The following is a 21,692-nucleotide window of genomic DNA, read 5'->3' as shown; positions in this document are numbered from 1 at the left end:
GGCCGGGTGCCGAGCCTGAGGGGCATTGTCAGGCGCGCGACGTACCCTGGGGGCCGGGAGGGTGAGGCGATGAGTGCGGTGCAGAAGACGGACCGGTTCGAGATGCTCGCCGAGCGCCCCTACGCGGACGTGCTGATCATCGGCGGCGGTATCAACGGCCTGGCGACGTTCCGCGACCTCGCGATGCAGGGAGTCGACGTGGCGCTCGTGGAGCGCGGCGACTTCGTCAGCGGGGCATCGGCGGCCTCGTCGCACATGATCCACGGCGGCATCCGGTATCTCGAGAACGGGGAGTTCCGCCTGGTTCACGAGGCCGTGACCGAGCGCAACGAGCTGCTGCGCACGGCGCCGCACTACGTCCGCCCGCTGCAGACGACCATCCCGATCTTCTCCACCTTCTCGGGCGTGCTCTCGGCGCCGCTGCGCTTCCTGCGCCACGGCGGCGGGAAGCCGCGCGAGCGCGGGGCGCTCCTGATCAAGATCGGGCTGGTGATCTACGACTCGTTCTCGCGCGGCGGCGGCCGCGTCCCGCGCCATGCCTTCCACGGTCGCAAGCGGTCACTCCGCCAGCTGCCGCGCTTGAACCCGGAGGTGAAGTACACCGCCACGTATTGGGACGCGTCGCTGCACGACCCGGAACGACTCGCGCTCGACGTGCTCCGTGACGGTCGAGAAGCCGGCGGCGAGCGCGCCCGTGCCGCGAACTACACCACTGCGGTGGGCGCACGGGACGGGAAGGTGGTGCTCCGCGACGCCGAGACCGGCGCGGAGATCCTCTTCGCGGCATCCGTGGTCGTCAATGCCACCGGGCCGTGGACCGACCTCACCAACGCCGGCCTCGGCCACGCCACCGGCTACATGGGCGGGACCAAGGGCTCGCACATCGTGCTGGATCACCCGGAGCTTCTGGCGGCGACCGCTGGGCGCGAGCTGTTTTTCGAGAACGAGGACGGCCGCATCGTGCTGCTCTACCCGCTGAAGGGGCGCGTGCTCGTGGGCACGACGGACCTCGAGCACGACATGACCGACCCGATCGTGTGCACCGAGGCCGAGGTCGACTATTTCGTCGATCTCGTGGCGCAGGTGCTGCCGGAGGTCGCGGTTGACCGCTCCCAGATCGTGTATCGCTTCGCCGGGGTGCGACCGCTGCCCGGCCACGGCGACCTCGCCCCCGGCTTCGTCTCGCGGGACTACCGGATCGAGAGCGCGCCGTTGACGTCCGGGGATGCCACCGTCCTGAGCCTCATCGGCGGCAAGTGGACGACGTTCCGCGCGTCAGCCGAGCACCTCGCCGATCGCGCGTTGGGTCTGCTGTCCCAGCCGCGTCGCCGCTCGACCAAGGGCATCGCCATCGGCGGAGGCCGCGGGTACCCGATCACCGAGCGTGCGCGCCAGCAGTGGATCGCGATGCACGCCGCCGATCTGCCGCGAGCCCGGGTCGCGATGCTTCTCGACCGGTACGGCACGGTCGCCGCCGACGCGATCGACGCCATCCTCGCCGACGCGGACGACGCTGCGCTCGACCACCTGCCGGAGTACTCGACCGGCGAGCTGCGCCACCTTGCAGAGCATGAGGATGTCGTCCACCTCGATGACGTGCTGCTGCGACGCACCAGCATCGCCTTCACCGGAGGCGCGACCCGGGGTGCAGCGGAGGAGGTCGCCGCCGCCATCGCACCCGTGCTCGGGTGGGACGGAGCCCGCGTCGCGGCGGAGGTCGAGCGCGGGCTGGCACGCGTCCACGCCGCCGATCCCACCTGGGCCGAGGCGTCGGCGCGATAGCCTGACCGCACCGCGCGAACGCGGCACACCGAGCGGGCGAAGCCGCCCGCAGAAGAGGAGACGGCGTTGGTGGACCACGTCCTGGCGATCGATCAAGGCACCACCTCGACCCGAGCGATCGTCTTCGACGCGACCGGCGCCGTCGTCTCGGTCGCTCAGCGGGAGCACGAGCAGATCTTCCCGCGCGCCGGCTGGGTCGAGCACGATCCCGTGGAGATCTGGACGGGCACCGAGTGGGTGATCGCCTCGTGCCTGTCGCGCGCCGGTCTGGCGGCATCCGACATCGCGGCGGTCGGTGTGACGAATCAGCGCGAGACGGCCGTGGTGTGGGACAAGCGCACCGGGAGGCCGGTGCACAACGCCATCGTCTGGCAGGACACCCGCACGCAGTCCGCCATCGACCGCCTCGCCGCCGAGGGCGGCGGGAACCGGTTCGCCGACGCGACGGGGCTGCCGCTGGCGACCTACTTCTCGGCGTCCAAGGTGGCGTGGATCCTCGACCACGTGCCCGGAGCGCGCGCCGCCGCCGAATCCGGGAACCTGCTTTTCGGCACCCCCGACACGTGGGTCATCTGGAACCTCACCGGCGGCACGCGCGGCGGCATCCACGTCACCGACGTCACCAACGCCTCCCGCACGCTGCTGATGGATCTGCGCACCCTCGACTGGTCGGACGAGCTGCTCGAGGCGTGGGCGATCCCGCGCGCGATGATGCCCGAGATCCGCTCGTCCTCTGAGGTCGTCGGCCTCTCGCAACTGCCGTCGGCGCTGGACGGCGTGCCGATCGCCGGCATCCTCGGCGACCAGCAGGCCGCGACGTTCGGGCAGGCGGCGTTCGACGCGGGGGAGTCTAAGAACACCTACGGCACCGGCAACTTCCTGCTCGTGGGAACGGGCACCGAGATCGTCCGGTCCGACAGCGGCCTCATCACGACGGTCGCGTACCGGATCGACGGGCAGCCCGCGCGCTACGCCGTGGAGGGATCGATCGCGGTCACCGGCTCGCTCGTGCAGTGGCTGCGCGACAACCTCGGGATCATCCGACGGTCCGAGGACGTCGAGACCCTCGCCGCCACCGTCGAGCACAACGGCGGGGCCTACTTCGTCCCCGCGTTCTCGGGCCTGTTCGCGCCGTACTGGCGCCCCGACGCCCGCGGTGCCCTCGTGGGCCTGACCCGCTACGTCAACAAGGCCCACATCGCCCGTGCCGCGCTGGAATCCACGGCCTTCCAGACCCGCGACGTCATCGAGGCCGTGCTCGCCGACACCGGCCGAGGACTGACCGAGCTGCGCGTGGACGGCGGCATGACCCGCGATGACCTGCTGATGCAGTTCCAGGCCGACATCCTCGGCATCCCCGTGGTCCGCCCGAAGGTCGTCGAGACCACGGCTCTCGGCGCCGCGTACGCCGCGGGCCTGGCCACCGGGGTCTGGCGGGACCTCGACGAGCTGCGGGCGCACTGGCGCGAGGATGTGCGCTTCGAGCCGCGGATGACGCCGGACGAGCGCGAACGCCGGTACCGGCTGTGGAAGAAGGCGGTGTCGAAGTCGCTGGACTGGGTCGACGAGGACGCCCGCATCCTCATGGGCACCACCGGCCCCTGACGACTCGGCTCGCGGGGCTACTTCAGCAGGCGCGAGAGCCGACGGTCGGCGAGGATCTTGCCGCCGGTCTGGCAGGTCGGGCAGTACTCCAGCGAGTTGTCGGCGAAGAAGACGCTGCGCACCTCGTCGCCGCAGACCGGGCAGGTCTCGCCGCGCCGGCCGTGCACGCGCATGCCCCGGCGCTTGGCGTCTTTCAGCTCGGCGGGCGGCTTTCCCGATGCCGCGGCCACCGCCTCGGCGAGGGTGTCGGTCATCGCCTGATACAGCCGGTCGATGTCGGCTTCCTCGAGGCTCGAGGCGAGCGCGTACGGAGACATCCTCGCGGCGTGCAGGATCTCATCGGAGTACGCGTTGCCGACGCCCGCGATGATCATCTGATCGCGCAGCACGCCCTTGATCTGCGTCCGGCGACCCGCGAGGAGGCCGGCGAAGGTGTCGCGGTCGAACGACGGGTCGAGGGGGTCGGGGCCCAGCCGGGAGACGCCGGGGACGTCCGCGGGATCGCGCACGACGTACACCGCGAGCGACTTCTTCGTGCCGGCCTCGGTGAGGTCGAACCCCGAGCCGTCCGAGAGGGCCACGCGCAGCGCGATCGGGGTCTTGCCCGGCTTGATGAGGGTGCGCGGCAGCTCGTCGTACCAGCGCAGCCAGCCCGCCTTGGCCAGGTGGAACACCAGGTGCGGGCCGGTGGTCGCCAGATCGACGAACTTCCCGTGACGGAAGGCGCCCGTGATCTCGGCATCCTTCAGCGCGTCGATCGGCGGGTCGTAGGTCTTGAGGGCGGCGATGTTCGCCACCGTCGCCCGTTCGACACGCACACCGGAGACGCGGTCGCGGAGGAACTCGACGAGGCCCTGCACCTCTGGCATCTCCGGCATGGGCCCATCCTCGCACGCCGCACCGACACACGGGCGGGCGGGATGTCAGTCCTCGAGCACGGGCCAGGGACGGGGCATCCTGTCGTCGTCGCGCAGCAGGCCGGCGATCCAGCCGTCGTCGCGGTCCTTGCGGGCGTTGACGAGGGCGCCGCGCAGCGTCCCCTCGTAGCGGAAGCCGAGGGCGCGGGCCACGCGCGCCGACGCGACGTTGCCGACGACGGCGCGCCACTCGATGCGCGCGAGGTCCGTGCCCGCGGGGGAGAACCCCCAGTCGATGACGGCGCCGGCTGCTTCCCGCAGGCGGCCGCCGCCGCGCCGCCGGGGCGCCACCCAGTAGCCGATCTCCCCGGTGCCCCTCCCGTCGATGCGGTACAGCCCGATGGTGCCGACGAGCCCGTCGCCCTCCCGGATCACCCACGTGAGGTGCTGTCCAGCGGCCCAGTCCTCGGGCACCCGGGCGACGAATCCCTCCGCATGCTGGCGCTCGTACGGCGACGGCACGGTGGTGTATCGCTGGATCTCGGAATCCTGGCACGCCTCGTAGATCGCATCGACGTCGTCGGTGCGAGGCAGGGACAGCTCGAGGCGCTCCGTGCGCAGCGTGACCGGTTCCATGCGGCCACGGTAGCGCGCCGCGCGCCGGACTCCATGGGCATGACGCCGGCCGGGGTTGTGTGTCACAACTCGGCCCGTACGGCGCGGAGTCCCCTTGCCCTCCGCCGCGCAACCGCGCATAACTCAGGCAGAATCCCGTTCGGCGCGCCGGGTCGGTCCCGATCGGGCCGGTCGGCCTGAGATGTGCGCACCTGCGGCGCCGCACCGAGGACTCTTGCCGCCAGCGATGCCCTGCCGCCGGCGCGCCGGCCCCGTCTCCGTGCGCGCCGGTGCCTGCGCATAACTCAGGCGGAACCTGCCTTGCCGCGGTGATTCAGTGCTGACCGGACCCGTCAGCCTGAGTTATGCCCGCCCGCGGCCCGTCCTTCACAAGCCTCGCCGCGGGCGCGGCGTCCACAACTCGCAGATGAGCCGGCAGCAGCGGCACCGACGTGGGACATGGTGACCTCGTGTTCGTGTCGGGTGTGGCGCCAGGTGCAGTACTCACTCGCGCCGACCTGCTCGCGGCCGGCATGCGGCCTCGGCAGATCACACGAGAGGTGAGAGCGGGCCGACTGCTGCGTGTGCGCCGCGACCGCTACATGGCTCTGCCGTGGAACGGCGTAGATCGCGCCGTCCGCGTCGGCGGGCGGCTTGCGTGCGTCTCGCTCCTGGCGCTGCTCGGAGTGTTCGTCCTCGATGCGGCGTCTCTGCACGTTCATCTGCCGCGGACGATGTCCCGCCTTCGCGACCCAGACGACCGCCACAAGCGACTGGACGGAGACGCCCGGCGGTCGCTGACGATGCACTGGTGGCCGCTCGAGGACGCCGCCGCTGGGACGCTGGGATGCGTCGGCATCCTCGACGCGGTGATCCAGGCGGTGCGCTGCCAGCCGGCGCGAGCGGCCGTCGCGACCATCGACAGCGTTCTCCACCTCGGGATCCTGACGCGAGCGGAGGTGCACGAAGCCTTCGGCTGTCTGCCCGACCGCTATCGCGTGATCCTCCGCCTGGCCGATGGGACGGCCGAGTCCGGGCCGGAGACCCTGATGCGGCTGATCCTGCGACAGCTCGGGCTTCGCTTCCAGGCGCAGGTGCAGCTTCCGGGCGTCGGCCGTGTGGACTTCGTGGTGGGCGGATGGCTCATCATCGAGTGCGACAGCAAGGCGCATCACGAGGGCTGGGAGAAGCGGCGTCGCGACAGCAGGCGCGACCTCGCCGCCGCGGCGCTCGGATACGTCATATTCCGCCCCCTGGCCGAGGACATCATGTATCGGCCCGACCCGGTGAGGGACGCCGTTCGAGGGCTGGTCCGCTCACCTCGAGGCCGCTCCACGTAGTAGCGCGAGCCGGCAGGCACTCTCGCCTGCGCATAACTCAGGCTGTGGTGCCGGTTCCGCGGCGGATCCGGCGCGAAACCGGCGATCTGCCTGAGTTATGCGCGTTGGCCGCGTGTCACCGTCGCGCCAGCGTCAGACGCGGCGGAGGAGACCCACCTTGTCGTACACGTCGGCGAGGGTCCGGTCGGCGACCTCCTGCGCTCTGGCGGCGTTGACCGCGAGCACGCGGTCGAGCTCGGCCGGGTCGTCGAGCAGGTCCAGTGCGCGCTGGCGCACGGGCCCGAACTCGTTCACCACGACCTCGGCGAGGCCCTTCTTGAAGTCGCCGTAGCCTCGCCCGGCGTACTCGTCCTCGATCGCGGGGATCTGCCGGCCGGTCAGCGCGGCGTAGATCACGAGCAGATTGGACACGCCGGGCTTGTTCTCGCGGTCGTAGCGCACCGACCCCTCGGAATCGGTGACAGCGCGCATGATCTTCTTCGCCGACTTGGCCGGGTCGTCGAGCAGCCACAGCACGCCGGCATCCGATTCTGCGGACTTCGACATCTTCGCCGTCGGATTCTGCAGGTCGTAGATGCGGGCGGTCTCCTGCTGGATGACCGGCGTCGGCACTCGGAAGGTCTTGCCGAAGCGGCTGTTGAAGCGCTCCGCCAGATCGCGCGTGAGCTCGACGTGCTGCTTCTGGTCGTCGCCGACGGGCACGATGTCGGTCTGGTACAGCAGGATGTCGGCGGCCATCAGGATCGGGTAGGTGAAGAGGCCGACCGAGGTGGCGTCCGAGCCGTAGCGCGACGACTTGTCCTTGAACTGCGTCATGCGGCCGGCCTCGCCGAAGCCGGTGATGGTCGAGAGGATCCACGCGAGCTCGGGGTGCGCCGACACGTGCGACTGCACGTACAGCGTGGACCTCGAAGGCTCGATGCCGGCGGCGATGTACTGTGCGGCGGTGCGCCGCGTCTTCTCGCGGAGATGTTCGGGGTCCTGCGCGACGGTGATCGCGTGCAGGTCGACCACGGAGAAGAACGCGTCGTAGGACTCCTGCAGGTCGCGCCACTGCATGAGAGCCCCGATGTAGTTGCCGATCTGGAGCGAGTCGGCCGAGGGCTGCATGCCGGAGTACAGACGCGGTTTGCTCATCCGTCAAGTCTATGGGCGACAGATGCCACGCCCCGGCGGGGCGGGACCGTGCGGTCAGCGGCCGAGGGCGTAGTCCGCGACGACGGGTGCGTGGTCGCTCCAGCGCGTGTCCCACGACGGAGCGCGCACGACCCGGTAGTCGGTCACGCGCTCGCCGAGGGCCGGCGTGGCGAGGTGGTAGTCGATCCGCCAGCCGGCGTCGTTGTCGAATGCCCGGCCGCGCATGGACCACCATGTGTACGGTCCGTCGACGTCGCCGTGGAAGCGGCGGCCCACGTCCACCCAGCCGAGGCCCGTGCCCGTCGAGCCGTCTGCGCCGGTCACCTCGGCGCCGGCGTCGCCGAAGAACCGGTCGAAGTAGGCGCGCTCGCGGGGGAGGAAACCGGCCTTCTTGATGTTGCCCTTCCAGTTGCGGATGTCGAGCTCACGGTGGCCGACGTTCAGATCGCCCATGATGAGCGCAAGGGGCGACGCGCCCGCGAGCTGGGGCATCCGTCGCTCCATGGCGTCGAGGAACGCCCATTTGGCGTCCTGCTTGGGCGTCTCGGCCTCGCCGGTGTGCACGTACGCGCTCACCACGATGAGCCGCTCGCCATCGATGTCGAAGTCCGCTTCGATCCAGCGGCCGGCGGAGTCCAGAGGCTCCGGACCCAGCACGCGGCGCACCTCGACGGAGGGCATGCGGCTGGCGACGGCGACCCCCGCCCGGCCTTTGCTCAGGGCTTCGTCGTTGACGATCTCCCAGCCGGGAAGCGCGACGCGCAGCTCCTCCTCGGTCGCCCGCACCTCCTGCAGCGCCATGACGTCGATGTCGGCCGCGTCCAGCCACTCCAGCATGCCCTTGCGGGTCGCGGCGCGGATGCCGTTGACGTTGACGGAGGCGATTCGGACACGACGTGGCACGCCTGTCAGCCTATCGAGAGCCGACGACACCCATCTTTCGCGGCGGCGCCGGGGCTGCCGCTCGGGCCGCTGCCTACCGGCGCCCGCGGAGGACGGCCTGCTTGACCTCGGCGATCGCCTTGGTCACCTCGATGCCGCGGGGGCACGCCTCGGTGCAGTTGAAGGTCGTGCGGCAGCGCCACACGCCCTCCTTGTCGTTGAGGATGTCCAGGCGCACGTCGCCGGCGTCGTCGCGCGAGTCGAAGATGAAGCGGTGCGCGTTGACGATGGCGGCGGGGCCGAAGTATTGTCCGTCGGTCCAGAAGACCGGGCACGACGACGTGCACGCAGCGCACAGGATGCACTTGGTGGTGTCGTCGAAGACCTCACGGTCGACGATGGACTGGATCCGCTCCTTGCCGGGCTCGGGCTTCGAGTTCGCGATGAGGAAGGGCTGCACCTCGCGGTACGACGCGAAGAACGGCTCCATGTCGACGATGAGGTCCTTCTCCAGCGGCAGGCCCTTGATCGCCTCGACGTAGATCGGCTGCGAGATGTCGAGGTCCTTGATGAGCGTCTTGCACGCCAGCCGGTTGCGGCCGTTGATGCGCATCGCGTCCGAGCCGCAGATGCCGTGGGCGCACGAGCGGCGGAACGACAGGGAGCCGTCGACCTCCCACTTGATCTTGTGCAGCGCGTCCAGGACACGGTCGGTCGAGTACAGCTCGACGTCGTAGTCGACCCAGCGCGGCTCTTCGTCGACCTCGGGGTCGAAGCGGCGGATGATGAACGTCACCAGGAACGACTGGATGCCGGTGTCGCCGGCCGTGTCCTGCACGGTCTCCTGCGCGTCGGCATCCGTGCGCTCGATGACGTCGGTGACCGAGGTCGCCATCAGTACTTCCTCTCCATCGGCTGGTAGCGGGTCACCACGACGGGCTTCCAGTCCAGCGTGATGTGGTCTTCGGCGATCGACGAGTGCGGGTCGCCCGTCAGGTACGCCATGGTGTGCTTCATGTAGTTCTCGTCGTCGCGCTGGGGGAAGTCGTCGCGCATGTGGCCGCCGCGGCTCTCCTTGCGGTTGCGGGCGGTGACGACGACCACCTCGGCGATGTCGAGCAGGAACCCCAGCTCGACCGCCTCGAGCAGGTCGGTGTTGTACCGCTTGCCCTTGTCGTCGACGTGGACGTTGCGATAGCGCTCGCGAAGCTCCGCGATGACCTCCATCACCTCGCCGAGCGACTCCTCGGTGCGGAACACCTGGGCCTTCCGGTCCATCTCGTCCTGCAGCGTCTTGCGGAGCACCGCGATCCGCTCGGTGCCGGGGTTGTTGCGCAGGCCCTCGATCATGTCGCGGACCTCGCGCGCCGGGTCCTCGGGGAGGGGCACGAACTCGGCCGTCTGCACGTACTGCACCGCGTTGCGGCCGGCGCGCTTGCCGAAGACGTTGATGTCCAGCAGCGAGTTGGTGCCGAGGCGGTTCGAGCCGTGCACCGACACGCACGCGCACTCGCCGGCGGCGTACAGGCCCGGAACGACGGTGGTGTTGTCGCTGAGCACCTCGGCGTTGTTGTTGGTCGGGATGCCGCCCATGGCGTAGTGCGCGGTCGGCATGACCGGCACCGGCTCGACGACGGGGTCCACGCCCAGGTACGTGCGCGCGAACTCGGTGATGTCGGGGAGCTTCGTCTCGAGGACCTCGGCGCCCAGGTGCGTGCAGTCCAGGAGCACGTAGTCGCGGTGCGGGCCGGCACCCCGGCCCTCGGCGACCTCCTGCACCATGCACCGGCTGACGATGTCGCGCGGCGCGAGGTCCTTGATCGTGGGCGCGTAGCGCTCCATGAAGCGTTCGCCGCTGACGTTGCGCAGGATCGCGCCCTCGCCGCGCGCTCCCTCGGTGAGCAGGATGCCGAGTCCGGCCAGGCCCGTCGGATGGAACTGGAAGAACTCCATGTCCTCCAGCGGCAGGCCCTTGCGCCAGATGATGCCCACGCCGTCGCCGGTCAGCGTGTGCGCGTTGGAGGTCGTCTTGAAGATCTTGCCGAAGCCGCCGGTGGCGAAGATCACGGCCTTGGAATGGAAGACGTGGAGGTCGCCGGTGGCCAGCTCATGGGCGACGACGCCGGCGATCTGCTTGTCCTTGCCGTCCCCGACCGTGATGAGGTCGAGCACGTAGAACTCGTTGAAGAAGTTGATGCCGAGCTTGACGCAGTTCTGGAACAGCGTCTGCAGGATCATGTGGCCGGTGCGGTCGGCGGCGTAGCACGCGCGGCGCACCGGGGTCTTGCCGTGGTCTGCCGTGTGACCGCCGAAACGACGCTGGTCGATCTTGCCGTCGGGCGTGCGGTTGAAGGGCAGGCCCATGTTCTCGAGGTCGATGACGGCGTCGATCGCCTCCTTGGCGAGGATCTCCGCGGCATCCTGATCGACGAGGTAGTCGCCGCCCTTGACGGTGTCGAAGGTGTGCCACTCCCACGAGTCCTCTTCGACGTTCGCCAGCGCCGCCGCCATGCCGCCCTGCGCCGCGCCGGTGTGCGAGCGCGTCGGGTACAGCTTCGAGATGACCGCGGTCCGCGCCCCCGGCCCGGCTTCGATCGCGGCGCGCATGCCGGCACCGCCGGCGCCCACGATGACGATGTCGAACTGGTGGTAGTGGACGCCGTCCTTGACGTAGCTGTCGGTGGTCTGGGTGCTCACGTGTGGAATGCCTCGATCGTGTCTGGACTTCGTGGGTCGCTCAGCTCTGCGCGGCGCAGATCTCGGTCAGGACGCTGCCGTCGCTCAGGTTCGGGATGCAGGGGTCGAAGGTGAAGACGACGAGCGTTCCGAGCAGGATCAGGAAGGCCGCCGTCAGCCACAGCGCCCACACGAGCACCTTCCGGGTGCGCTCGTGCGTGACGTAGTCGTTGACGATGGTGCGCATGCCGTTGGCGCCGTGGATCAGCGCGAGCCACAGCATGAGCACGTCCCACCACTGCCAGAAGGGCGACGCGAACTTGCCCGCGACGAAGGCGAAGTCGATGCCGTGGATGCCTTCGCCGAGCATGAGGTTGACGAAGAGGTGCCCGAAGATCAGCACCACCAGCAGCACGCCCGAGGCGCGCATGTAGACCCAGCCCCACTTCTCGAGATTGGGCCCCTTGCGGCGGACGGTCGAGCGGGGAGCGCGGGGGTCGGCGATGGTCGCGGACATCAGTGGCCTCCTCCGAAGTCGCCGAACACGTTCATCAGGTGACGCACGGTGAAGGGCGCCATGGTGGCGACCCACAGGCCGAGGACGCCCCACCACAGCTGCCGCTGGTGACGCGTCGCCCACGACCACATGTCGACCGCGATCACGCGCAGACCGTTGTAGGCGTGGTAGACGATGGCGGCGACCAGAGCGACTTCGCCGAGCCCCATGAGGGGGTTCTTGTAGGTGCCGATGACAGCGTCGTACGCCTCGGGCGAGACCCTGATGAGGGCGGTGTCGAGGATGTGCACCAGCAGGAAGAAGAAGATGGCGACGCCGGTGATGCGGTGCAGCACCCACGACCACATTCCCTCGTTCCCGCGGTACAGCGTTCCGCGGGGGACTCGAGAGCTGGTTTCGGATACCGACGGTGTGACGCGTGCTGGTGCAGACACGGCCGTCCTCCCTGGATCGAACACGATGGGGCGGGGCGATGCCCCTGAAGCGGCCCCGCAGCAGTCGGCTCGGAGCCATCGGCGTCACGCGGGCGCTGCATCCATCCTATTCCCGCATTCCGGAGGGCGGCGACGAAGGGGGGCCTTACCGCCCCTCCTTCCGGAGGGATCTTGCGCCGCGTCAAGAAGCGACGATCTTTCCCGTCCGGCCCGCCGATGGGGCGCACGCCGGTGGCCGACTACCCTGGCAGGCATGCCTGGACCCATCGACGACTTCTACGCCGTGATCCCTGCGGGCGGCATCGGCAGCCGGCTGTGGCCGCTCTCGCGCGCGGACGCGCCCAAGTTCCTGCACGATCTGACCGGGTCCGGGCAGACGCTGCTGCGCGACACCTGGGACCGGCTGGAGCCGCTGGCCGGCCGCGACCGGATCGCCGTGGTCACCGGTCGCGCGCACCGCGCCGCGGTCGAGAGGGAGCTCCCCGGCATCGCCGACAGGAACGTCTTCCTCGAATCCGAGCCGCGCGACTCCACGGCCGCGATCGGGCTCGCCGCGGCGATCCTCGCCAAGCGCGAGCCGGACGTCATCATCGGCTCGTTCGCGGCCGACCACGTGATCCGCGTGCCGCAGCTGTTCGAGTGGGCGGTGCAGCAGGCCGTCGCCACCGCGCGCGAAGGCTACATCTGCACGATCGGCATCCAGCCGTCGGAGCCGTCGGTGGGCTTCGGCTACATCAAGAAGGGCGCGGGCCTCATCGTCGAGGGCGCGCCCGAAGCGGCGCTGGTGGACAGCTTCGTCGAGAAGCCCGACCTCGACACCGCCAAGGAGTACTTCGCCGACCGCAACTACCTGTGGAACGCCGGCATGTTCATCTCCCGCGCCGACGTGCTGCTGGCCGAGATCGCCGCGAACGAACCGGAGCTGCACGCGGGCCTGCTCGAGCTCGCCGACGCGTGGGACGACCGGGAGCTGCGGGGGCCCGCGGTCGACCGCGTGTGGCCGACTCTCAAGAAGATCGCCATCGACTACTCGGTGGCGGAGCCCTCCGCGGCCAAGGGCAGGCTCGCGGTGATCCCCGGCCACTTCGACTGGGACGACGTCGGCGATTTCGCGAGCCTGGCGAAGCTCAACTCCGGCGGCCGCAAGAACGACCTGGCGATCCTCGGCGAGAACGCACGCGTCCTGTCGGATGCCGCCAGCGGCATCGTCGTGAGCCAGACCGGTCGGGTGATCACGCTCATCGGCGTGCGCGACATCGTCGTGGTCGACACGGCGGATGCCCTGCTGGTGACCACGAGCGAGCACGCGCAGCGGGTGAAGGGCGTCGTCGACGCCCTGAAGCTCAGCGGTCGTGGCGAGGTGCTGTAGCCGCGCGGGTATGGCGCCCGTGTGACGGGACATTGCGTCTTTGTAACCATTCGCGCGCGAGGCCTCGCCGCGTATGCAAGCCGCACGTCACAGTGGGTAACTTTGTGCAGTCCCCGTGAAGGACGCGGGGCCCTTTAAGTGGAGGCTCACTTGACCATCTCACGCACCAAGAAGCTCGCCGGCGTCGCCGCCGCCGCGGGCATCGCGCTGGCCCTCGCCGGCTGCGGCAGCGCACCCGAGACCTCGCCGACCGGGGACGCGGGCGGCGATGTCGTCGAGGGCTTCCTGCCCTGCCTCATCTCCGACGCCGGCGGCTGGAACGACAAGTCGTTCAACCAGTCCGCCAAGGAGGGCATGGACCGTGCCGCCGAGGAGCTGGGCGTCGACCCGCTCGAGCTGGAGTCGACCTCGGAGAACGACTACGCCCCCAACATGGAGACCGCCGTCGCCGAAGGCTGCACGCTGATCGTCTCGGTCGGCTTCAACCTCGCCGCGGCCACCGTGGAGTCCGCTCAGGCGAACCCCGACGTGAACTACGCGATCATCGACGACTACGCCGACACCGACTTCGACGGCACCACGGACGCCGAGAACATCAAGCCGCTGGTTTTCAACACGGCCGAGGCGGCGTACCTCGGCGGCTACGCGGCCGCCGCGTGGTCGTCGCAGAGCGGCGTGAACAAGGTGGGCACGTTCGGCGGCATGCAGATCCCGTCGGTCGCGGTCTTCATGGACGGCTACCAGCTGGGTGTCCAGAAGTACAACGAGGACAAGGGCGGGAACGTCCAGGTCTTCGGCTGGGACACCGAGGCGCAGACCGGTTCGTTCACGGGTGGCTTCGAGGCCAATGACACCGCCAAGCAGACCGCGCAGGGCGTGCTCGACCAGGGCGTCGACGTCATCCTTCCCGTCGGCGGCCCGATCTACCAGAGCGCCGCAGCCGCGATCGCCGACGGCGGCTCCGACGTCGTGATGCTCGGCGTCGACTCCGACCTCGCCGTGGCCGACACCGATGTCGCCGACATCACCCTCGTGTCGATCATGAAGGCCATCGACGTCGCGGTCTACGACGCCACCATCGCCGCCGCAGGCGGCGAGTTCGACGCCGAGCCGTACATCGGAACGCTCGAGAACGAGGGCGTGAAGCTGTCGAGCTTCCACGACTTCGAGTCCCAGCTGCCGGAGGGTCTGCAGGACGAGCTCACCGCTCTCCAGGAGCAGATCGTCGCCGGCGACATCACGGTGGAGTCGCCGAACTCCCCGTGATCTGAACCATCACGGTCGGGGCGGGCAGCGGATCTGGCGCTGTCCGCCCCGAACTGCGATGGGGCCGTGGTGCGAGCGATAGCGCCGCGGCGGACCGAATGAATAGGGTGCACATATGAAGCTGGAACTCCGCGGGATCACCAAGAGATTCGGCAGCCTGGTCGCGAACGACCACATCGACCTCGTGGTGCAGCCCGGTGAGATCCACGCCCTCCTGGGCGAGAACGGCGCCGGCAAGTCCACGCTCATGAACGTGCTCTACGGCCTGTACCAGGCCGACGAGGGCGAGATCCTGCTGGACGGCGAGGTCCAGCACTTCCGGGGACCCGGCGACGCGATGGCAGCCGGCATCGGCATGGTGCACCAGCACTTCATGCTGATCCCCGTGTTCACCGTCGCCGAGAACGTCATGCTGGGGCACGAGAGCACGCGGGGCCCCGGCGTCCTGGACCTGGCCGCCGCCCGACGGCACGTGCGCGAGGTGGCCGACCGGTTCGGCTTCGAGATCGACCCGGACGCCATCGTCGGCGATCTCCCGGTCGGCGTGCAGCAGCGCGTCGAGATCATCAAGGCGCTCTCGCGCGACGCCAAGGTGCTCGTGTTCGACGAGCCCACCGCAGTGCTGACGCCCCAGGAGACCGACGAGCTCATGGCGATCATGCGCCAGCTGCGCGACGGAGGCACGTCGATCGTCTTCATCACCCACAAGCTGCGCGAGGTGCGCGAGGTCGCCGACAGCATCACCGTCATCCGTCTCGGCAAGGTCGTGGGTGAGGCCTCGCCGACGGCGACGAACGCGGAGCTCGCCTCGCTGATGGTCGGACGCGCGGTGGAGCTGACCGTGCAGAAGGACGCGCCGCGCCTGGGCGAAGGCGGTCTGCGCGTGCGGGACCTGCGCGTCCTGACGCCCTCGGGAGCCGTCGTCGTCGACGACGCCAGCTTCGAGGTGCGCCCCGGCGAGATCCTCGCCATCGCCGGCGTGCAGGGCAACGGCCAGACCGAGCTCGTGGAGGCCATCGTCGGTCTCGCCGCACGCGTCCAGGGATCGATCGAGCTGGACGGCGTCGAGCTCGTCGGCAGGAGCGTGCGGTCCATCCTCGACGCCGGGGTCGGATTCGTCCCCGAGGACCGCAAGGAGGACGGCCTGGTGGGCAACTTCTCGGTCGCCGAGAACCTCATCCTCGACCGGTCCGAGGACGAGGCGTTCGTCCGCGCCGGCACGATCCGCCGGCAGGCGGTCGAGGCCTTCGCCAAGGAGCGCATCGCCGAGTACGACATCCGCACGCAGGGTCCGGCGACGCCCGCCGGCGCGCTCTCCGGCGGCAACCAGCAGAAAGTGGTGATCGCGAGAGAGATGAGCCGCGAGCTGCGCCTCCTCGTCGCCGCCCAGCCCACGCGCGGCGTGGACGTGGGCTCGATTGAGTTCATCCATCGCAGGATCGTCGAGACCCGGGATGCCGGCATCCCGGTCGTCGTCGTCTCCACCGAGCTCGACGAGGTCACCGCGCTCGCCGACCGGATCGCCGTGATGTACCGCGGCACGATCGTCGGCATCGTGCCCGGCGACACGTCGCGCGAGCTGCTCGGGCTGATGATGGCCGGCGCCACCGAGGTCGCGGCATGAGCGGGGCGACCCCCGGCGCGGACGGCGCCGCACCTCCGACCGAGCCGCAGCTCCCGCGCGCGGCCGGACCTCTCACCGGTCACGAGCCGCCGGCCCCGCCGCGCACGAGCGTCTTCGTCAAGGAGCTCATGCGCGGCAGCGTCGTGACGACGGTGCTCGCCATCGTGCTCGCGATGCTCGTCGGCGGCATCCTCATCGCCCTCACCGACGAGGACGTCCAGCAGGCCGCCGGCTACTTCTTCGCGCGGCCGGGCGACACGTTCGCCGCGGCATGGAGCGCGATCTACGGCGGGTACGAGGCGCTGTTCCGCGGGGCGGTGTTCAACCCTCGCGGTGCCGATTTCGCAGCCCAGATCAAGCCGCTGACCAACGCGCTGGGCTTCGCGGCGCCGCTCATCGCCGCCGGTCTGGGCGTCGCCCTGGCGTTCCGCGTCGGCCTGTTCAACATCGGCGCCCGCGGCCAGATGCTGATGGGCGCGGTGTTCGCGGCCCTGTTCACCTTCCACATCGACCTGCCGATGTGGCTGCACCTGCCCGCGACGCTGCTGGCCGGGATCGTCGGCGGCGCGCTGTGGGGCGGGATCGTGGGTGTGCTGAAGGCGTACACCGGTGCGCACGAGGTGATCCTCACCATCATGTTCAACTACGTCGCGTACTACCTGCTGCTGTGGATGATCCGGACGCCGGCGCTGCTGCAGAAGGAGGGCACGAACCAGCCGATCAGCAGCGCGACACCCGAATCCGCCCGGTTCCCCGAGCTGTTCGGCCCGGCCTTCCCCTCGCTGGACTGGGGCTTCGTCATCGTGGTCCTCGTCACCCTCCTGGTGTGGTGGATCATCGAGCGGTCGAGCCTCGGACTGCGCATGCGCGCGGTGGGGGAGAACCCGAACGCCGCGCGCGCGGCCGGCATCAGCGTGCAGCGCATCTACATCTACGCCATGCTCTTCGCCGGCGGCCTGGCGGGTCTGGCGGCGATGAATCAGATCCAGGGGTCCGTGGTGACGGGCTTCACCGCCACGATCGACGCCGGTATCGGATTCGACGCCATCACGGTGGCGCTCCTGGGTCGCAGCCGCGCATGGGGCACGTTCGCCGCCGGCATCCTGTTCGGGATGCTGAAGGCCGGGTCGTTCTCGATGCAGGCTCAGGGCATCCCGGTGGACATCGTGCTCGTCGTCCAGTCGCTCATCGTGCTCTTCATCGCGGCGCCTCCGCTGCTGCGGACGATCTTCTTCCTGCCGAAGACCGACGCCGAGAAGGCCGCGAAGGCCCGAGCCAAAGCTTCGAAGAAGGCGGTGACCACGTGAGCACGCTCGCACCGACGGCATCCGACGACGGGACGATCCACCTCGCCACCGTCCGGCAGCGCCGTCTCAAGACCCCCATCGTGCTGGGCGCGGTCACGCTGCTCCTCGCCGCGCTGTTCGCCCTCGCCCCGCGCGACGGGATCAGCACCTTCCGCCTGGGCGACGCCTCGTCGATCTTCGCGCTGCCCGATGTGGGACTTCCCACCGCGGGCACCTGCTGGACCCTCCTCGCCGTCCTCGCGCTGCTGACGGCGTGGGCGTTCTGGGACGCGTGGTCGTATCGGTCGCCCGGCCTGTGGCTGGTCATCGTGTTCGGCGTGCTGGCGGTGTTCGCCTTCCTGGTGTGGTCCGCCGCCGGCGGCCTGGTGCCCGTGTCCAGCCTCCTGGTCGGGGCGGTCTCGCTGTCGGTCCCGCTCGTGTTCGGCGCCCTCGGCGGGGTGATCGGCGAGCGGGTCGGCGTCGTGAACGTCGCCATCGAGGGGCAGCTGCTGCTCGGCGCCTTCTCGGCCGCGGTGCTGTCGAGCATCACCCACAACCCGTTCATCGGCCTGATCGGCGCGATGGTCGGCGGAGTGCTCGTCGCCTTCGTGCTCGCGGCCTTCGCGATCAAGTACCTCGTCGAGCAGGTCATCGTCGGGGTCGTGCTGAACGTGCTCGTGACCGGCCTCACCGGGTTCCTCTACGGCGCGCTCCTCGCGCCCAACGAGTCCGAGCTCAATGACCCCGTGCGGTTCACCCGCATCGAGATCCCGGTGCTCAGCGACATCCCGATCATCGGCCCGGTGCTGTTCGACCAGACGTTCATCGTCTACCTCATGTTCATCACCGTGGCGGTGGTCGCGTGGGGCCTGTACCGCACCCGGTGGGGCCTGCGCCTGCGAGCGGTCGGCGAGCACCCGCAGGCGGCCGACACCGTCGGCATCAAGGTGAACTCGAGCCGGTTCTGGAACGTGTCGCTCGCCGGGGCGGTGGCCGGCATCGGCGGCGCGTACTTCACGCTCGTGTCGGTGCCGCAGTTCGGGAAGGAGATGACGGCGGGCCTCGGCTTCATCGCGCTCGCCGCGGTCATCTTCGGCCGCTGGGACCCGATTCGTGCGACGCTCGCCGCTCTGATGTTCGGTTTCGTCACCAACCTGCAGAATCTGCTGACGGTGCTGAAGACCCCGATCCCGAGCGAGTTCATGCTCATGCTGCCGTACGTGGTGACGATCCTCGCGGTCGCCGGGTTCGCCGGTCAGATCCGTGGACCCGCGGCGGCGGGGAAGCCCTACATCAAGGGCTGACCGCACCGTGCCAGGCGTGACCGATGCGCGGGCGTGCGGCGCCGCCGCATCCGACCCTTCCTCAACCGACGCGATAGGAGTGCCTTCGTGACCGACATCGACTGGGATGAGCTGCGTGCCGCCGCGACGGAGGCGATGCACCGCGCGTACGCGCCGTACTCCCGCTACCGGGTGGGCGCCGCGGCGCTCGTGTCGGACGGCCGCATCGTCACGGGCTGCAACGTCGAGAACGCCTCGTACGGCGTGGGGCTCTGCGCGGAGTGCGGCCTGGTGAGCGAGCTGCAGATGTCCGGCGGGGGTCAGCTCGTCGCCTTCGTGTGCGTCAACGGAGACGGCCACACGATCATGCCGTGCGGGCGCTGCCGGCAGCTGCTGTACGAGTTCGCCCTCCCCGGCATGCTGCTCGAGACGGTGTCGGGCATCCGCACGATCGACGAGGTGCTGCCCGACGCCTTCGGGCCGCGCGACCTCGAAGAGGCGGCGCGATGAGCGAGGTCCGCTCGGCGGCGGTGGAGCCCTACGACGCGGTCGACGTCATCCGCGCCAAGCGCGACGGGGGCGTCGTGGCCGAGGACGCACTGCGCTGGATGATCGACGCGTACACCCGCGGGTACGTCGCGGACGCGCAGATGGCCGCCTTCGCGATGGCGGTGCTCCTCAACGGCATGACCCGCGACGAGATCCGCGTGATGACCGACGCCATGATCGCGTCGGGCGAGCGGATGAGCTTCGCGAGCCTCGGCAAGCCGACCGTCGACAAGCACTCCACCGGCGGTGTCGGCGACAAGATCACGCTGCCCCTCGCTCCGCTGGTCGCCTCGTTCGGCGTCGCCGTGCCGCAGCTCTCCGGTCGCGGCCTCGGCCACACGGGAGGCACCCTCGACAAGCTCGAGTCCATCCCCGGGTGGCGCGCTGCGCTGTCCAACGACGAGCTCCTCGCGCAGCTGCGCGACGTCGGCGCCGTGATCTGCGCCGCCGGTTCGGGCCTGGCTCCCGCCGACAAGAAGCTGTACGCCCTTCGCGACGTCACCGGCACCGTCGAGGCGATCCCGCTCATCGCGTCGAGCATCATGTCCAAGAAGATCGCCGAGGGCACGGACTCGCTCGTCCTCGACGTGAAGTTCGGTTCGGGCGCGTTCATGCGCGATGTCGACAAGGCCCGGGAGCTCGCCCGCACCATGGTCGCGCTCGGCACCGACTCCGGCGTGTCCACGACGGCGCTCCTCACCGACATGAACACGCCGCTGGGCCTCGCGATCGGCAATGCCAATGAGGTGCGCGAGTCCGTCGAGGTCCTCGCCGGGGGCGGACCGGCGGACGTCGTCGAGCTGACTCTCGCGCTCGCGCGCGAGATGCTGGCCCTCGCCGGTCAGCCCGACGCGGATGTGGAGGCGGCGCTGCACGACGGCCGCGCCATGGACACGTGGCGAGCGATGATCCGGGCGCAGGACGGCGACCCGGATGCCGCGCTGCCGGAGCCGCGCGAGACCCACACCGTCACCGCTCCGGCGTCCGGCTATGTCACGCGCATCGAGGCGCTGCCGTTCGGCGTCGCCGCATGGCGACTCGGCGCCGGCCGAGCCCGCGCCGAGGATCCCGTCATCCACGCCGCCGGCATCGACCTGCACGCCAAGCCGGGCGACGAGGTCACGGCCGGTCAGCCGCTGTTCACTCTGCTCGGCCATGATGGGTCGAGGTTCGAGCGGGCCCTCGACGCGCTCGAGGGGGCATGGGAGATCGGAGCGGATGCTCCGGCTCGGCGTCCACTCGTGCTCGAACGCATCACCGCCTAGGCTCGGCATCCGCTCGTCCACTCATCCGTCGACCCTCCCGAGGAGAACTCCATGCCCATCGACCAGCACGGCGACGCCATCCTCGACGGCGTGTCGATCCGGAGCCTGCCGAAGGTCTCGCTGCACGACCACCTCGACGGCGGCGTGCGGCCCGGCACGATCATCGAGCTTGCGGACGAGATCGGACTCGACGTCCCCGAGGGCGACGCCGACGACCTCGCCGACTGGTTCGCGGAGAAGAGCGACTCGGGATCGCTCGTGGAGTACCTCAAGACCTTCGAGCTGACGACGGCGGTCATGCAGACCCGCGAGGGCCTGGCACGTGTCGCGCGCGAGTTCGTCGAGGACCTCGCCGCCGACGGCGTCATCTACGGCGAGGTGCGCTGGGCGCCCGAGCAGCACCTCTCCAGCGGACTCTCGCTCGAGGAAGCCGTCGAGGCCGTGCAGGAGGGGATCGAGGAGGGCGAGGACGCCGCGGAGGCGCGGGGCCACGACATCCGGGTGGGTCAGCTCCTCACGGCGATGCGCCACACCGACCGGTCGCTGGAGATCGCCCGGCTGGCGGTGCAGTGGCGCGGCCGCGGCGCGGTCGGGTTCGACATCGCCGGCCCTGAGGACGGCTTTCCGCCGGCGAAGCACCGCGGGGCGTTCGACTACCTCGCATCGCAGTTCTTCCCCGTGACCGTGCACGCCGGCGAAGCGGCGGGAGTGGACTCCATCCGGTCGGCGCTGATCGACGGGCGCGCGCTGCGCCTGGGGCACGGCGTGCGGATCGCGGAGGACCTCGAGGTGGTCTCACGCGCCGGCGAGGAGGTTCTGGTCCAGTTCGGCGACCTGGCGCGCTGGGTGCGCGACCGTGAGATCCCGCTGGAGCTGTCGCCCTCATCGAACCTGCAGACCGGTGCGATCGCGCGGTGGGGGACCACGATCGAGGACCACCCGTTCGATCTGCTGTACCAGCTCGGCTTCGCCGTCACGGTGAACGTCGACAATCGCACGATGAGCCGGACGTCCCTGACGCGCGAGCTGGCCCTGCTGGCCGAGACGTTCGACTACGGCCTGGACGACCTCGAGGTGTTCCAGCTCAACGCCGCCGCCGGCGCGTTCCTCCCCGTGGAGGAGCGCGAGGAGCTCATCGACCTCATCGGCGAGGGCTTCGGCGGCTGACGCCGGGCCGCGACGTCGATCCGCCGATCGCCCGCGTG

General features: G+C 69.9%; 19 protein-coding genes. 11 read left to right on the top strand and 8 right to left on the bottom strand.

All coding sequences use genetic code 11. From position 1 onward, the window contains the following. The first annotated feature begins 69 nt into the window (after positions 1-69). Together AC5RVZ_RS28210 and glpK are read left to right on the top strand one after the other, a co-directional pair. Positions 70-1,782, top strand: a complete 1,713-nt coding sequence (locus tag AC5RVZ_RS28210; protein WP_494068940.1) for a glycerol-3-phosphate dehydrogenase/oxidase — start codon at positions 70-72, stop codon at positions 1,780-1,782. A gap of 66 nt (positions 1,783-1,848) precedes the next feature. Continuing rightward, positions 1,849-3,387, top strand: a complete 1,539-nt coding sequence (gene glpK, locus AC5RVZ_RS28205) for a glycerol kinase GlpK (protein WP_494068939.1) — start codon at positions 1,849-1,851, stop codon at positions 3,385-3,387. Positions 3,388-3,404: 17 nt separating this feature from the next. Here the strand turns inward: glpK and AC5RVZ_RS28200 are convergent, their stop codons facing one another. Both AC5RVZ_RS28200 and AC5RVZ_RS28195 read right to left on the bottom strand, forming a co-directional pair. After that, complete coding sequence (locus tag AC5RVZ_RS28200) at positions 3,405-4,265, bottom strand: Fpg/Nei family DNA glycosylase (RefSeq protein ID WP_494068938.1); 861 nt, start codon at positions 4,263-4,265, stop codon at positions 3,405-3,407. Positions 4,266-4,310: 45 nt separating this feature from the next. Further along, complete coding sequence (locus tag AC5RVZ_RS28195; protein ID WP_494068937.1) at positions 4,311-4,880, bottom strand: GNAT family N-acetyltransferase; 570 nt, start codon at positions 4,878-4,880, stop codon at positions 4,311-4,313. A 431-nt stretch (positions 4,881-5,311) separates the two neighbouring features. On the opposite strand from AC5RVZ_RS28195, the gene AC5RVZ_RS28190 reads away from it, so the two are divergent. Beyond that, positions 5,312-6,199: an endonuclease domain-containing protein gene (locus AC5RVZ_RS28190; RefSeq protein ID WP_494068936.1), complete on the top strand. Its 888-nt coding sequence runs from the start codon at positions 5,312-5,314 to the stop codon at positions 6,197-6,199. A gap of 132 nt (positions 6,200-6,331) precedes the next feature. Here the strand turns inward: AC5RVZ_RS28190 and trpS are convergent, their stop codons facing one another. The 6 genes from trpS to sdhC form a co-directional block, all read right to left on the bottom strand. After that, a complete protein-coding gene (gene trpS, locus AC5RVZ_RS28185; RefSeq protein ID WP_494068935.1) occupies positions 6,332-7,336 on the bottom strand; it encodes a tryptophan--tRNA ligase in 1,005 nt (334 codons plus the stop codon). 54 nt (positions 7,337-7,390) lie between these two features. Beyond that, positions 7,391-8,239, bottom strand: coding sequence for an exodeoxyribonuclease III (locus AC5RVZ_RS28180; protein WP_494068934.1), 849 nt, complete (start codon positions 8,237-8,239; stop codon positions 7,391-7,393). 73 nt (positions 8,240-8,312) lie between these two features. Beyond that, complete coding sequence (locus tag AC5RVZ_RS28175) at positions 8,313-9,113, bottom strand: succinate dehydrogenase iron-sulfur subunit (protein WP_494068933.1); 801 nt, start codon at positions 9,111-9,113, stop codon at positions 8,313-8,315. Further along, complete coding sequence (sdhA, locus tag AC5RVZ_RS28170) at positions 9,113-10,915, bottom strand: succinate dehydrogenase flavoprotein subunit (RefSeq protein WP_494068932.1); 1,803 nt, start codon at positions 10,913-10,915, stop codon at positions 9,113-9,115. Before sdhA ends, AC5RVZ_RS28175 begins: the two co-directional genes overlap by 1 nt. A 40-nt stretch (positions 10,916-10,955) precedes the next feature. Further along, positions 10,956-11,411 (bottom strand): succinate dehydrogenase hydrophobic membrane anchor subunit, encoded by a 456-nt coding sequence (locus AC5RVZ_RS28165; RefSeq protein WP_494068931.1) that lies wholly within the window; start codon positions 11,409-11,411, stop codon positions 10,956-10,958. Continuing rightward, complete coding sequence (gene sdhC, locus AC5RVZ_RS28160) at positions 11,411-11,845, bottom strand: succinate dehydrogenase, cytochrome b556 subunit (RefSeq protein ID WP_494068930.1); 435 nt, start codon at positions 11,843-11,845, stop codon at positions 11,411-11,413. The genes AC5RVZ_RS28165 and sdhC overlap by 1 nt, the downstream gene beginning before the upstream one ends. Before the next feature lie 253 nt (positions 11,846-12,098). On the opposite strand from sdhC, the gene AC5RVZ_RS28155 reads away from it, so the two are divergent. The 8 genes from AC5RVZ_RS28155 to AC5RVZ_RS28120 all read left to right on the top strand — a co-directional run bounded on the left by AC5RVZ_RS28155 (position 12,099) and on the right by AC5RVZ_RS28120 (position 21,654). Next, a complete protein-coding gene (locus tag AC5RVZ_RS28155) occupies positions 12,099-13,214 on the top strand; it encodes a mannose-1-phosphate guanylyltransferase (protein ID WP_494068929.1) in 1,116 nt (371 codons plus the stop codon). A gap of 150 nt (positions 13,215-13,364) precedes the next feature. Next, on the top strand, positions 13,365-14,480 hold the full coding sequence (locus AC5RVZ_RS28150) for a BMP family lipoprotein (protein ID WP_494068928.1): 1,116 nt from the start codon (positions 13,365-13,367) through the stop codon (positions 14,478-14,480). Positions 14,481-14,595: 115 nt separating this feature from the next. After that, positions 14,596-16,104 carry an ABC transporter ATP-binding protein gene (locus tag AC5RVZ_RS28145; RefSeq protein ID WP_494068927.1) on the top strand — a complete coding sequence of 503 codons (1,509 nt, stop codon included), beginning with the start codon at positions 14,596-14,598 and terminating at the stop codon, positions 16,102-16,104. Further along, positions 16,101-17,411: an ABC transporter permease gene (locus tag AC5RVZ_RS28140; RefSeq protein ID WP_494068926.1), complete on the top strand. Its 1,311-nt coding sequence runs from the start codon at positions 16,101-16,103 to the stop codon at positions 17,409-17,411. Before AC5RVZ_RS28145 ends, AC5RVZ_RS28140 begins: the two co-directional genes overlap by 4 nt. Continuing rightward, a complete protein-coding gene (locus AC5RVZ_RS28135; RefSeq protein ID WP_494068925.1) occupies positions 17,408-18,694 on the top strand; it encodes an ABC transporter permease in 1,287 nt (428 codons plus the stop codon). Before AC5RVZ_RS28140 ends, AC5RVZ_RS28135 begins: the two co-directional genes overlap by 4 nt. Positions 18,695-18,781: 87 nt before the next feature. Continuing rightward, positions 18,782-19,183, top strand: a complete 402-nt coding sequence (locus AC5RVZ_RS28130) for a cytidine deaminase (RefSeq protein ID WP_494068924.1) — start codon at positions 18,782-18,784, stop codon at positions 19,181-19,183. After that, positions 19,180-20,487 (top strand): thymidine phosphorylase, encoded by a 1,308-nt coding sequence (locus AC5RVZ_RS28125; RefSeq protein ID WP_494068923.1) that lies wholly within the window; start codon positions 19,180-19,182, stop codon positions 20,485-20,487. The genes AC5RVZ_RS28130 and AC5RVZ_RS28125 overlap by 4 nt, the downstream gene beginning before the upstream one ends. Before the next feature lie 51 nt (positions 20,488-20,538). Then, on the top strand, positions 20,539-21,654 hold the full coding sequence (locus tag AC5RVZ_RS28120) for an adenosine deaminase (RefSeq protein WP_494068922.1): 1,116 nt from the start codon (positions 20,539-20,541) through the stop codon (positions 21,652-21,654). Positions 21,655-21,692 lie beyond the last annotated feature (38 nt).

Source organism: Arthrobacter sp. Cza30 (assembly GCF_059090765.1).
Note: the sequence above shows the minus strand (reverse complement) of the source record. Positions and strands in the feature narration are given on the sequence as shown.

Excerpts from the sequence above, each read along its gene's own strand:
- AC5RVZ_RS28155 (WP_494068929.1), top strand. The coding sequence starts at position 12,099 with ATGCCTGGACCCATCGACGACTTCTACGCCGTGATCCCTGCGGGCGGC.
- AC5RVZ_RS28125 (WP_494068923.1), top strand. The coding sequence starts at position 19,180 with ATGAGCGAGGTCCGCTCGGCGGCGGTGGAGCCCTACGACGCGGTCGAC.
- AC5RVZ_RS28140 (WP_494068926.1), top strand. The coding sequence starts at position 16,101 with ATGAGCGGGGCGACCCCCGGCGCGGACGGCGCCGCACCTCCGACCGAG.
- AC5RVZ_RS28120 (WP_494068922.1), top strand. The coding sequence starts at position 20,539 with ATGCCCATCGACCAGCACGGCGACGCCATCCTCGACGGCGTGTCGATC.
- AC5RVZ_RS28195 (WP_494068937.1), bottom strand. The coding sequence starts at position 4,880 with ATGGAACCGGTCACGCTGCGCACGGAGCGCCTCGAGCTGTCCCTGCCT.
- AC5RVZ_RS28145 (WP_494068927.1), top strand. The coding sequence starts at position 14,596 with ATGAAGCTGGAACTCCGCGGGATCACCAAGAGATTCGGCAGCCTGGTC.
- AC5RVZ_RS28210 (WP_494068940.1), top strand. The coding sequence starts at position 70 with ATGAGTGCGGTGCAGAAGACGGACCGGTTCGAGATGCTCGCCGAGCGC.
- AC5RVZ_RS28175 (WP_494068933.1), bottom strand. The coding sequence starts at position 9,113 with ATGGCGACCTCGGTCACCGACGTCATCGAGCGCACGGATGCCGACGCG.
- AC5RVZ_RS28165 (WP_494068931.1), bottom strand. The coding sequence starts at position 11,411 with ATGTCCGCGACCATCGCCGACCCCCGCGCTCCCCGCTCGACCGTCCGC.
- AC5RVZ_RS28200 (WP_494068938.1), bottom strand. The coding sequence starts at position 4,265 with ATGCCGGAGATGCCAGAGGTGCAGGGCCTCGTCGAGTTCCTCCGCGAC.
- trpS (WP_494068935.1), bottom strand. The coding sequence starts at position 7,336 with ATGAGCAAACCGCGTCTGTACTCCGGCATGCAGCCCTCGGCCGACTCG.